Raw genomic sequence first — 12,190 nt, 5'->3', positions numbered from 1 at the left:
GCATCAAAACATTGTGAATGCGATGAGCGCTAATCGGGTTGCTTAAATGCAACCCAAATCGATGTTTGTTGGATGAAATCACGGTTTTTACACAGTCTGGGTACAATGAAGACGGTCAAATCACCCGTAAAGTTGACCCGCTGGGTCGGGAAACTGTGCTGGAATGGGATCTGAGCCATCAACTGTCAGAAACTGATCCCCTGGGCAGAAAAACGCTGTTCGAATACACGCCCTACGGGGAACTGACCCAACTAATACAGCCTTCTGGTGAGATGTTTGTCTACGATTATGATGAATACGGTCAACTGGTGCAGGCCAAACTGCCGGATGGCAAAAAATGGCTTTTTCACTACAGCGATCTGGGCGCACTGGATGCCGTGACCGACCCGCAGGGGCGATTGGAAGAATACCGTTACAACCAGCATGGTGAAATCCTCAGGCGGGTGCTGCCTGATGGTACCCAATGGCGTTATGAATACGAACAGCACCGGCTTCATGGTGTTCTGGCGCCCAACGGCTATACCACCCGCTATGAGCAGGACGGGCTGGGGCGGCTACGGAGTATGACCGATGCACTGGGTCAGCAAACCCGTTATCAGCACTGTGCATTCCATGCCAGTCCGGAAAGCAGCGTCACGGAAATTGAATTGCCGGACGGGGTAAAACAGCATATCGGCTATGATAATGAGCGGCGGGTCACTTCAATCACCGACGGTGAGGGACACATCACCCGTTATAGCTATGGCGCCTTTGACCTCCTGACTCAGCTTACCCGCCCGGATGGGACGGTTCTGCATTTTGGTTATGACCGCTTAATTCGCCTGAACAGCGTGACGATGGCCACCGGTGAAACGTATCGCTATGATCGGGATTTAGCCGGACAAATTATTCGTGAAACCGATTTTACCGGACGCACGATCGACTATACCTATGATCGAGCCGGCCGCCGAACCCTGACACGGTATCCCAACGGTCAGCTCATTCGTGTTTGTTATAATGCCAACGACCAGATTGTACGGCAGGAATACTGGCTGGCCGGGAAATTAGACACGACCTTGCAGGCTGAGACGGCCTATACCTACGACTCCAAAGGTCGGATGACCCGGGCCGTCTCTGCGGATGCAGTGGTGGAATTCGAATATGACGAGGCCGGGCATCTGATAAGTGAGCGTCTGAACGGACGTGAAATCGCGCATGAATGGGATGGCCTCAACGACCTGCCTGTTGCAGAAACGCTGGGTGATGATACGCTGCATTTTGGTTATAACCGAATGGGCGGGTTAAACCGTTTCCAGTTTAACCAACACAGCCCGTTGTCTTTACAGCATGATCCGTTAGGACAAGAAATAGTACGGGAAAGTGACCAAGGCTTTATCCTGGCCAGCCGCTATACCGCATCGGGTTTACTGTCCTATCAGTCAGCCGGACGGGCAACCGCCCTGTTCCGGGAAACCCTGCAACAAAACGATCCCCATTTTCCGCCACAGGCCACGGCAATCAACCGTAGCTGGCAATATGACCGGGCGTACAACCTCCGGGTGATTGATGATGGCCGCTGGGGACAGACCCGTTACCGCTACAATACCAACGGTCAGATAACACAGACCCGGTATCAGGGGGGACGCCCGTATGAAGAGCAGTTCAGTTATGATGCTAATGGCAACTTAAGCCAGCATATTCCCGTGGATGCGCACGGCGCAATCACCCACATCACGCAACGCCAGAAAGCCGGTCGTGTCGTGCAGCACGGCAATATTCACTACCGTTATGACACCAACGGGCGGCTCATTGAAAAAACTGAGCAGCGTGACGGTTTCCGGCCACAAGTGTGGCGCTATCGTTGGAATGTGCTGAATCAATTGACCCAATGTGAAACCCCGGACGGCTCGCGCTGGCATTATCGCTATGATGCTTTCGGGCGAAGAATTCGTAAACTGAAAGTACACGATGGAAAACTGGCCGCGGCCAATTTACAGCGCTGGCTCAATGGCAAGCCGGATCTCAGTGTTAAACCCAACACAATGATGGGGCAGAATTATCTGTGGAGCGGTGACCAGCTTATCGAAGAAACGCCAATTTACGCCGATGGCACACCGGCAGAAGGTCAACGTATCCGTTGGCTCTATGAACCCGGTTCATTAACTCCATCAGCCCGTTTTGAGCAAGGCAAGCTCCACTATATCGTCAGTGACCATCAGGGCACCCCACGCGAGATGCTGAACGAGGAAGGTGAGCTGGTCTGGGCACAGCGGCTGACCACATGGGGTAAGGCGGAACGTTCCCAAGTCATCGCTTCCAATGATGCAAATTATCACGTCAACTGTAATCTACGTTTCATGGGCCAGTACGAGGATGAGGAAAGTGGGTTATACTATAACCGCTTTCGGTATTATGATCGGGAGACAGGACAGTACCTGACGCCAGACCCTCTGAATCTGGCGGGTGGATTGAATCCATACGGATATGTGCACAATCCAACTGGTTTAATTGACCCATTCGGGTTAGAAGCCTGTCCTGAAAAATTTGCACGATATAAGGATTATCGACAACAAGGCTATACCGCGTTAGAGGCAAGTAAACTCTCTAAAGGTGATCCAAATATTTTGTACCATTATACTGATAACAAAGGACTTGAAGGCATATTAAGTTCACAAAAATTACACCCATCCTTAAAAGCCAACAATCCCAAAGATGCTAGGTATGGTGATGGTCAATATTTTTCAGATATATTGCCTAAATCAAAAAGAAATGGTCAATTATCTCATTCCTTCTTAGGTATTCCCTATCAGGGTAGAAAATTTGAAAACTATATAGCAATTGATGTTAGAGGGTTAAATGTTGTTAATGGTAGGGAAGGAGTTTTTGTGAATTTGAGTAAAGAACCTCTTGATATATCAGGAAGAATAATCGGTTTTGGGAAAAATATGAAATGACATATATAAAAGTGTATTGGAAGCATAATGATGATGACTATCCATTTGAAATATATAGCGAATTGGATGAGGATAGGTATGAAATAAGGAAAATTGAAATTTTCCTTAATGGAAAAGTTAGTTATGCTCAAGAGGATAAAACTACAGGAAGTACTATATTGGGTGAAGTTCCAGTTCCTGAAGTAAATGAAATAAATGAAGATACTGAATTTGAAGCTTTTAATATAACTAAAGAAGAATTTAATTCTCTATGGATTAAATACTCCCAGCTTTAATTGAGATATTAAACATAGTATTAGAGGGGTAATACCCCTCTAATTAATCTTATTTAAATTATCCCTCATTATAATCGCCAATCAGTTTACTCATTATCAGCTTCATTTCACTGAACTAATTTTACTGGCTCTGGTACTATTGTCTGATACAGTGGGTACCACTGCGAATGGTGTGGATTATCATGTTAACTGCAACCTGCGCTTCGCCAAACAGTATGAAGATAAAGAAAGCCGATTATACTATAATAGTTTTCAATATTATGATGGAGGAAGTGGGCAATATTTAGTGCCGATCCTATAGGATTGCTGGGTGGATTTAATCCATACTCTTATATTCATAATCCAACAAACTTTATAGATCCACTGGGATTAGCGCCTTGTCCTGTAAGAGAAGTTAACGGAGCCAAAATTTATGGTACAGAACAAAAAGATAAAACACCGGGCCATGACCAATTTTCAGAAGTCATAGCGAATAAACTTGCTATGAGTGGTAATATTTGAAAAGATTTATTTAAATAGGTCTTATAGTTTTGCTCATGGCACCGGGACTTCAGGAAGAAGACCAGATATTATGGCCGTTGATGTTAATGGTAAAGTTCATTCAATTGAACTAGCCTCAAAGACTGACATGGGCAAGAAATTACCAACATTAACCACACGTAATGAAACAGCTATGGGTAATTTACCTACCAATAAGCAAGGTGAAATCTTAGTTTTTGAACATACATATAAAGCTAAGGATATGAAATCGATGTTAGATAGCTTGATATCAAGTATATAGGTAGAAATTATGTATACAGGTATAGCAATATATAATTCAAACAAATTACCGCCAATTATCGCTTATGAACTAGGTAGTTTGTTCTTTAGTGTTTTTGAAATTCCTATTACCAGTACAGGATATTTTAAATATATAGAAAATGGTGATCATACCGGTGATCATGAACTAATAGAAGTTTCATTTACCGATCTGAAAGATAGAATCTTAGCTCAAGAAGCAACCTCTTTTAGAATGTATTGTGAACAAGGCGATCATAAGCCTTGGTTGTCTTCCTTTGGTTATGTCACTAATGAATTTGGCGGTTTTTTTCATATAGATGCGCAAATCCCTAACGAAAATAGTAACAATGAGAAAATTCTTTCATTTATTAAGTTGTTAATTGAAAAAGTGAGTTTCTCTTATGGTATTATCTATAATACTGATAGTGTAACAAAAGCATTTTATTATGCAGGCGGAAATAATCTTGTAAGTCTGTACTCATATGAAAATCCGACTCTTTTTAAAAAAGAAATACCTGGTAGATTTAATGGAAAAGAGAGATATAATAATAGTATACTAAGGATGATTTATCCTTACAACATAATAAACAATGTTCATTTTGAAAATAAAGTCGGAAATGTAAAGTTGAAAAAATGGATATTAAACGATGATAAAAATAGTTCATTAATAAAATTAAACAATGAGCTTTGGTTATGGAAGGTAGAAGATTCTGAACTTGATGAAATAAACAAAATTTGTGGAGAATCGGGACTGTTAATAGGTTGGAAAACCTCTACCTCTAATAAAACAACAAGAAAACCACCTTGATTAAATGCCGGAAGATCTTCATATTCTTCCGGTAGTTAGTCTTATAGCATCATCATAAATTTGATAATTATACTAAATCCCGCCCCTAAAAATATTATTTTATCAATGTTCCACTACTGTGAAAACAAGCTCCCCTCACGTATAGAAAATAAAGCATATTCCTAAAAATTCATCAAGAAATATTACATTGCTCTCTATTCTTTTATTTCCAAAGGTATTTTACATTTAATTCCGGTTAATTCTGACAAATCCACATCGTCTCCTGTCGTGTGAAAAATTTCTTTACGCCTTCGATTAAACAGGTGCTGGCAATGCACACACATATCATTAACATTATTAAGATTTCTAATCGCTTTTAATGTTCTGACCGCATATTTACCGCACCGGCATCTGACGACATAAATAGAATTATTTTTCCCACCACTCCGCTGAGACCAAGGGCGGACACCTGACACAGTAAAAAAGCCATATTCATAGCCTTGAACCTGTCTCAGTATGTTGATTAAATTAGGCTCCCTTTTACTTAAACGTAAATCATACGTCGTTCTATAAGGGATAAAATAGTCAGTATGTTTTTTATTCTTCCTGCTCTTACTATTTTCATTGGCATCGTTCGTCACTTTTTTTAATCCATTTCTCAGCTCATTAAATGCGTTCTAATTTAACTATTTTCATTATTAATTCAATAACGAAATAACTAACCTTAACATTTAAATAAAATCAGACAAATAGACTTTCTAATTGCAAACAATAATAAAAATACACATTCCAAGAAATACGCAGCATATGGACATAGCAGATGAGATTTATGATTAACGGTTTTTACACATTATTTTTTGCGTAAAAATAAGTAGCGAAGCCAGCACAGGAACGGGCGCAGATAATGGGGATTGGCTTTGGGGTTGTGGTTCTTTAGCTGAATCAGGTTGTTTTTCATTCGGATAAATAATGCGTACCGGCTCAGTGGCATCAGTTTTTCCCGCTGTGACATCCAGTAAGATAATTTCGCCATTCTCACTGTCCTGCAATTGCAGCCGGGTTGATGGGAATGCACTGTTCGCTTTCAGGTAAACCGCGCCGCCGGTGCTCTGTACCCGTAATTTATCACTGAGTATCTGGGGCAGACCGACACGGACATTCCGGTCCGCAAAAATAATCCGCTCCTGCCCAACCTGAAGCGTAACCGGTAATGGAATACGCTCCCATGTCAGCAGCTCATCGGCTTTTGCGCCAGCGCAGAACAGGAGGAGGCTGAGCAGCCCCAGCCCGACACCGCGCCAGTCAAATACATCTCTTCTCATTGAAATACGCCTTTTTTCTCTTCCGCTGGCGGTGGCAGCGCTTCCAGCCGCTGTGGCATCCCGTCGTAGCAATCCAGTGCCAGACCAAACGGATTACGCTCGGCATCGCCTTCCCAGCGCACCACTTTCAGCGGATAGCGCACCAATGCCCGTTTGACTGGTTCGGCGTGATAATATTCATCCGCCACCAAATCCAACCGCACCACCCAGTTATCGCGGTCACGTACCGTCACACTGCGGGTCTCGTAGCCCCGGCCGGGGATTTCATACACCACCCGCACCCGGTCGAGCAGTTCACCGCTGTCAGCCCGGGTTCGGGCATCCGCACGCAGAAAATCCTGACAGGCCGGCGTCAGATACGGCGATAAGGCTTCAATTTTCGCCGGATAATCCTGTGCCCCGTTTTTCGGCCAGGCATGCAGTTGCTGGAAAATATAAAAGGCAAAGCTGTAGACACTCGGTGCCGGCACTTCCCACCACGCCCGGGTGCTGCCACTGCGTAAATCCGGCGGGTTATGAATGGTGAGGTTGCGCGGGGACGCCATCCAGCCCAGCAGACTTATCAACAGCACCCCCACCAGAATACCGCACGCCACCCGCAGGGTCAGAATATGCTGGTCCCGGTTTCTGACCGCATGACGAAAGCGACTCATCACACGCCTCTCCTGTTGCGGTGCGCTGGCATGCTGCGGCGTAGTGACCAGCCCTGCGCCGCGATAATCAAGGTCGGGTCACCCAGCCCTAACCGGCGTTTTTTCTCGGCCAGTTTCTGCCAGAGATAATTTTCCGGTTTGCCCCGTTTTAAGGTGGCAAGCCAGCGCCCGCCAACGCTCATCAGTAACAACGGCATCATCAGCATGCCGGTCGGCAGCATCACCCAACCGGCAAACGGAATGAAGGGAAGGCTGACCACCAGACCGAGGGCCAACCCCGCGATGGCGGCTATTCCCATCTCCGGCGTGGTGAAGCCGCGAAATACAACGGGTTCGGCGTTTAAGCGATCGGGTAAAAAGGGGATCGTCTGCATCTGCGGCACCTTAAAAAATAATGTTGGCCGATTTTGCCAGCAACCATATCACCGCAACCAGCAACACAATACCGACCACAATAATCGAGCCGAACTGGGTCCACGTAGCTTTGCCATCGCGCACTTCAGAGAAGGTTTCCACTGCCGCCGAGGCCACTTTAAAGAATGCGACTGCGGAGAGGATAAGCCCGCCAATCACAATGCCATCCTGTGCATACCCTTTTACCTGCCCCATTAATCCGCCACGCCCCCCACTTGAGGGCGGTTCAATCGAAGGTAAATCGGCCCAGGCCGATTCACAGGAAACACCCAGCAGCAACAGAAAAGTGCTGACCCGGGTCATCAGGTTTGTGCTGAACTGACGGCAGGCCGTAAAAATTCGTTTCATAGTGATTCAGTTCCTTTTTATTGTGTTCATTGATTCAACTGGCAAACATCCAGACAGCCACGACCAGCAATACTGCGGTTCGAAGAGCAAACTGCCTGAGGGTCTGATTACGCACTTTTTCATTCGCCCAGCCATTCCAGACATCCACCGCCGCCCAGGCCGCCCACAAAAACAACGTGGCCAGGAAAAATCCGACACACACCAGATATAAAAAAGTGACATCAAAGTGTCCTGAAGCCGCTTCAAAGGCATGGCGTTGGACAGGGGTCATTGTGGATGTTCCTGACGGTAATCGCCGGAGAGGGGTACGGGAACACGGGGCTGATCGCGGGAAGGACTCAGATAGCGGTCGATACCGGCTTTGAGGGTATGGAGGTCGGCCCTGATGCGTGAATAATCAAAGTGATAACGAGGATGTTCTGACGGGGCAGATTGCTTTTCGGCGATGCTGGCGCGTTCCAGTGCCATCTGTACCTGCTCAATCAGACGTTTGGCGCTGGCCAACCATCTTTCTCAGCCGCCTGTGCGATTGGCATACACAATATAGTCAATCCCAGCAGACAGGCCGCACCGGATATCAAAAAGCCACCACGCATAACAACTCCCCTCATCATAGACGCCGAATGCGAGGATGCGGTGTTTTCTAAATCAGATCAGTAATAAACTCTTTATGCTTTGATGAAAATTAGCTAAATAGTCTGGCTAATTTATTTGATTAATGATTTCACAATGAAGGAGTAATATGCTGCGGATTGATTTACACGTCCCCGATGATGAGTATGAGACAGTGAAAAAGCTGGGCGCACACTGGGATGCGGCCGCCCAAATCTGGTATATCGATGGCAGTTTTGACCCGGCGCCGTTTATGCAGTGGCTGCCGTTTTACAATGTGCATGCGGAATACTGGTATCTCGCCCAAACCCGGATACCCTGTCCGCACTGTCATGAACCCACCACCGTCACTGCCTTTATGTTACCCGCCGGACACCAATTACTGGAAGCAGAGAAGGATGAGGAACCCGACACGGAAGTGGACTACACCGAACAGGACAGACCGGCATTTGTGTTTTATCTCGTCGATATCCCGTCTATCGTGCGTAATGTGCTACCCGGCTTTCACCACACCCTGCGCAAAGCCATCAGCGAACAATTACACCGACAGCACTGGATAAACCACTGCGAACACTGTGATGCACAGCAGGACGATACCGAACTGTTTGCCGACATCGGTGGCGCGTTTTTTCCGGCCTCCAAAAAACAGGCGGCGACTATTCAGCTGCACCGAATCGATCAGCCATTCGTAGTGTATTGTGAAGATACTTCGCACGAACATTACTGTTTCGATCCAAAGGGAAGCAACCGGGCCTGTCAGGCCTGTGACTGGTTTGAATCCATGACGCAGGTAATTAATACCCCGTCCAGATATCGCCATTAATCCAGCCTTAACATCCAGATTTGATGGGGTTTGTTGCTACATCAAATCTGAATTTTTAATGATAAAAATCGCCGCTGAGTAATAATATAATCAAATAACTACCGATATACTCATTATCATCCACAAGCCCAGTGAATTTTGTTCGTTAATAAATCTATTTGAGCCACACCATCCCCACCTATATTGGGATCACCCAAACTTTCATCAAACTCAAAATAAAACTCACTCAAGTCATCCGGAATAGATTGTGCTGGGTGTGCAGTCCCACCAAAATGGTGATTATAAAAATACTTATCTAAATTAAGATTCAGTTTTTCACTGACTTTATGAAATATGGGTATATATCCCTTAATATCTTCAATTTTCAAATTATCAATAGTTTCAATATCACCGAGCCAATCTGGATATTCCTCTGGCTTAACTCCTATGTTAGGATCATCAGAATATGCTTCTAAATTGAAATACCTAGCAGGCTGATCACTGGAAAAACAATTAATTTCATGCATTGACTCATAATCAGCTGGCAGGCAATTTTTACTGGGTAACTCACACAATTTTCCTGAAATTTCTTCTTCTGTGAGGTAAATGAAGCACCAACCTCCACCAATATCGTCAACCTGATACACTTCGCGTGGATGCATATTATTACGGTATAAGATTAACTCTTGCCAAAAAGCATTATTGTCTAACGCGTCGCCGTCTTCCTGTAAAAATTCATTGACGCCTTCCTCTTCGTCATCTTCAAAATCACTAGACTGAAAAACAGATAAATATTCTACATCAGAACTTCTCACATTATATTCAGCCGGAATTTTTACGGTGAAAATATGTGCCATCGGTACGCCGTTGACCCGACTTCTTGGCCACTGGCAAGGCTTTATCCCCGAAGGTCTACCATATGCCCATCCATCCGTACCAGTCTCAGCGTATTTCAATACATAGATATTCTTGGGTTTTTTCATATCCATTTTCAAAAATATTTCCTAATAAAAGTCATCCATAAGATTTAAATCTTTTCTCTTTTTTTCTGATAGCTTATTGATCACAAAATCTCATATCGGTTGCAAACTGGCTGCGCTTCTGTGCAGCTTGTTTATGAACGCAGGCCTCATACTTTTATGGATATCTTTAAAATGGCAGGAAGTTGATCTTAATTCTGCGTTCATTGGACATTATGCTTCTGAAACTTCAGCCATATTGAAAATGTGACGACCAATGTCACATGCCGCTTCCTGATAGGCATTTTTATCCTTTAACTCAGGGTGCAGCAATAAAGCTGAAGTGATAACGGGTGCGCCACAATAATCAAAAATGCCATGGTCAATCTGGGTTTTCATGGCGTCCCAAAAACCATGTTTTAAATAGGTTTCTCTGCCCGCCGCACCAATAGCCACCAAATGAACCGGAAGGTGCTGAAGTCTTTTTTCCAGTCGGCCATCAGGATGCTCGTTATAAGCCCAACCATGACAGAACACGCGATCGATCCATCCCTTAAGTAAAGCAGGCATTGTCCACCAATAGACCGGATAGACCAGGACAAGTGCGTCAGCGCGGGCTATACGCGATTGCTCAGCAATCACATCAGCCGGTGGTAAACTTTCTTTGTAAAAAGCCGCTATATCCGCTTCAGTAAACCTCGGATCAAACCCTTCTTCAGCAAGATCGGCAATTTCGGCACTATTCCCGGGAATTGATTGCATAACACCATCGGCAATATATTGAGCCACATGACCACTGAGAGAGTCAGGGATAGGGTGTGAGATAACGATAAGTGCGTGCACCAAATGCCTCCTTCTTGAATATGATAAAAGACAAGCGTAATCTATGTACCAATAGTAGGTTACCATTAGTAAGTTACCTTTGGTATATAAGCATGTCAAGCAACAAAGCCCATTCAAAACTAGCTAATTCACAAACACGTATTCGCCTCACAAGGGAAGAGCGTTATCAACAGCTAACAGCTATTGCCTGGAAAATCATTCGGGATGAGGGCACAGAAGCACTGACGCTAGGCAAACTGGCTGAGAAAGCTAACGTGACAAAACCGGTCGTATATGGTCATTTTGGTACACGTTCGGGGCTATTGGCAGCCCTGTACACGGAATTTGATAATCGCCAAACGATAATCATGGACACCGCCATTCAACAAAGCGAACCCACGTTGGAAAAAAAAGCGGCTGTCATTGCCTCCTCTTATATTAATTGTGTACTGCTTCAGGGACGTGAAATACCTAGTATTCTCGCTGCATTAGCGGGTTCACCTGAACTCGAAAAAATCAAACGCGAATATGCCAGAATTTTTGTCGAGAAATGCCGGGGGATACTGGTGCCCTATACCCAAAGCGGAAAAATAACCACTGCCAGTCTCTGGGCAATGCTGGGAGCCGCAGAAACGTTATCCTATGCAGCCGCTAACGGCGATATCACGGAAACTCAGGCAGAAATCGAACTTTCTGCCATCATCATTGCGATGGTTGAAAGAAGTCTTTGATTGCCAGACTGACGCGCCGCCATGCGGCTTGTCTGCTGACAATGGCATACAAAACCAACAACCGTTTTGTATGCCATCGTCCAGCAATTTAAATGTATTTCTTAAACATCGATGTGGTAATCACAACGACCATACCTAACAGTAACACCGCTGGCAACAATATCACGGTAGGGTGCACCACATCCGGCCACGATAAATACAACACACAAGGAATGGTACAGGCAGGTTTAATGCCCCGTTTAGCATGATGATACACAAAACTGGATTCATAGCCTGCACCATAACGGCGTAAATCCCGTCGTCCCAGTCCGTCAACCAATGCGACTAAAATCACCATCACAAACAACGGAACGGACAGCACCAGAATGGCTAATCGAATTAACGTCACCATCGTGATAAACACGGTAGCCAGCGCATATTCTCGCAAATAACCCGATACTTCCTGTAATACCGTATTGAATTCACGCAGAAAATCATTGCGGCTACTAAGCTGAGAGTGCGATTTCCCCTGTATCCAGTGCAGAAAACCACTGTCGACAAACAGCCATTGATACGCCTGCATCAACCACTCAGAGACCGTCTGTGAAGGTTCTGACAACAACAGACTCCGGGTAAATTCCGTGGATAAAAATTGCAGCTCGGTTTTCATCATCGTCTGGCTGTGAGCCGCGCCCTCATCCGGCCAGAAAAAAGTCATCCCGAGGTATTCCAGTAACAGACTGAATAACCACGACATCACAATAAAGCCAATG

The 12,190-nt window shown here is 45.1% G+C and carries 14 protein-coding genes and 2 pseudogenes; 6 read left to right on the top strand and 10 right to left on the bottom strand.

Features of this window, described 5'->3' with window-relative positions; all coding sequences use genetic code 11:
• Positions 1 to 68 precede the first annotated feature (68 nt).
• The 4 genes and pseudogenes from AACS90_RS22770 (at position 69) to AACS90_RS22755 (ending at position 4,796) form a co-directional block, all read left to right on the top strand.
• Positions 69 to 2,933, top strand: a complete 2,865-nt coding sequence (locus tag AACS90_RS22770; protein WP_099121627.1) for an HYD1 signature containing ADP-ribosyltransferase family protein — start codon at positions 69 to 71, stop codon at positions 2,931 to 2,933.
• Entirely contained in the window at positions 2,930 to 3,208 is a 279-nt protein-coding gene (locus AACS90_RS22765) for a DUF6881 domain-containing protein (protein ID WP_099121626.1), read from the top strand. Before AACS90_RS22770 ends, AACS90_RS22765 begins: the two co-directional genes overlap by 4 nt.
• 184 nt (positions 3,209 to 3,392) lie before the next feature.
• Positions 3,393 to 3,989: pseudogene (locus tag AACS90_RS22760) on the top strand (RHS repeat-associated core domain-containing protein); the annotation flags it as partial.
• Positions 3,990 to 3,998: 9 nt separating this feature from the next.
• Positions 3,999 to 4,796 carry a hypothetical protein gene (locus tag AACS90_RS22755; protein ID WP_099121623.1) on the top strand — a complete coding sequence of 266 codons (798 nt, stop codon included), beginning with the start codon at positions 3,999 to 4,001 and terminating at the stop codon, positions 4,794 to 4,796.
• Between the two features lie 194 nt (positions 4,797 to 4,990).
• On the opposite strand, the gene AACS90_RS22750 is transcribed toward AACS90_RS22755, so the two are convergent.
• From AACS90_RS22750 to AACS90_RS22720, 7 genes and pseudogenes are all read right to left on the bottom strand, one after another.
• Positions 4,991 to 5,416, bottom strand: a complete 426-nt coding sequence (locus tag AACS90_RS22750; protein WP_099121622.1) for a hypothetical protein — start codon at positions 5,414 to 5,416, stop codon at positions 4,991 to 4,993.
• 291 nt (positions 5,417 to 5,707) lie between these two features.
• A pseudogene (locus tag AACS90_RS22745) lies at positions 5,708 to 6,097 on the bottom strand (TIGR03749 family integrating conjugative element protein); the annotation flags it as partial.
• Entirely contained in the window at positions 6,094 to 6,750 is a 657-nt protein-coding gene (locus AACS90_RS22740) for a PFL_4703 family integrating conjugative element protein (RefSeq protein WP_099121621.1), read from the bottom strand. The gene AACS90_RS22740 and the pseudogene AACS90_RS22745, both read right to left, overlap by 4 nt.
• Entirely contained in the window at positions 6,750 to 7,124 is a 375-nt protein-coding gene (locus tag AACS90_RS22735; RefSeq protein ID WP_099121620.1) for a TIGR03750 family conjugal transfer protein, read from the bottom strand. Before AACS90_RS22735 ends, AACS90_RS22740 begins: the two co-directional genes overlap by 1 nt.
• A 10-nt stretch (positions 7,125 to 7,134) precedes the next feature.
• Positions 7,135 to 7,467: a TIGR03745 family integrating conjugative element membrane protein gene (locus AACS90_RS22730; RefSeq protein ID WP_228860284.1), complete on the bottom strand. Its 333-nt coding sequence runs from the start codon at positions 7,465 to 7,467 to the stop codon at positions 7,135 to 7,137.
• A gap of 79 nt (positions 7,468 to 7,546) precedes the next feature.
• Positions 7,547 to 7,783, bottom strand: coding sequence for a TIGR03758 family integrating conjugative element protein (locus AACS90_RS22725; protein ID WP_099121618.1), 237 nt, complete (start codon positions 7,781 to 7,783; stop codon positions 7,547 to 7,549).
• Entirely contained in the window at positions 7,780 to 8,016 is a 237-nt protein-coding gene (locus AACS90_RS22720) for an integrative conjugative element protein, RAQPRD family (protein ID WP_371635327.1), read from the bottom strand. Before AACS90_RS22720 ends, AACS90_RS22725 begins: the two co-directional genes overlap by 4 nt.
• A gap of 238 nt (positions 8,017 to 8,254) precedes the next feature.
• On the opposite strand from AACS90_RS22720, the gene AACS90_RS22715 reads away from it, so the two are divergent.
• Positions 8,255 to 8,947, top strand: a complete 693-nt coding sequence (locus AACS90_RS22715; RefSeq protein WP_099121617.1) for a DUF5710 domain-containing protein — start codon at positions 8,255 to 8,257, stop codon at positions 8,945 to 8,947.
• Positions 8,948 to 9,063: 116 nt separating this feature from the next.
• Here the strand turns inward: AACS90_RS22715 and AACS90_RS22710 are convergent, their stop codons facing one another.
• Complete coding sequence (locus AACS90_RS22710; protein ID WP_153043652.1) at positions 9,064 to 9,915, bottom strand: hypothetical protein; 852 nt, start codon at positions 9,913 to 9,915, stop codon at positions 9,064 to 9,066.
• Between the two features lie 204 nt (positions 9,916 to 10,119).
• Positions 10,120 to 10,728, bottom strand: coding sequence for an NAD(P)H-dependent oxidoreductase (locus tag AACS90_RS22705; protein ID WP_099121615.1), 609 nt, complete (start codon positions 10,726 to 10,728; stop codon positions 10,120 to 10,122).
• Positions 10,729 to 10,820: 92 nt separating this feature from the next.
• Between AACS90_RS22705 and AACS90_RS22700 the strand changes: the two genes are divergently transcribed.
• Positions 10,821 to 11,438 (top strand): TetR/AcrR family transcriptional regulator, encoded by a 618-nt coding sequence (locus tag AACS90_RS22700; protein WP_099121614.1) that lies wholly within the window; start codon positions 10,821 to 10,823, stop codon positions 11,436 to 11,438.
• 88 nt (positions 11,439 to 11,526) lie between these two features.
• Here AACS90_RS22700 and AACS90_RS22695 read toward each other — a convergent pair.
• Positions 11,527 to 12,190: TIGR03747 family integrating conjugative element membrane protein (locus tag AACS90_RS22695; protein WP_099121613.1), on the bottom strand; the 664-nt coding region annotated here is incomplete at its 5' end.

Source organism: Xenorhabdus sp. KK7.4 (assembly GCF_963876465.1).
GTDB classification, from domain to species: Bacteria; Pseudomonadota; Gammaproteobacteria; order Enterobacterales; family Enterobacteriaceae; genus Xenorhabdus; species Xenorhabdus stockiae.
The sequence above is the reverse complement of the archived record's forward strand: the minus strand, read 5'-3'. Positions and strand labels throughout refer to the sequence as shown.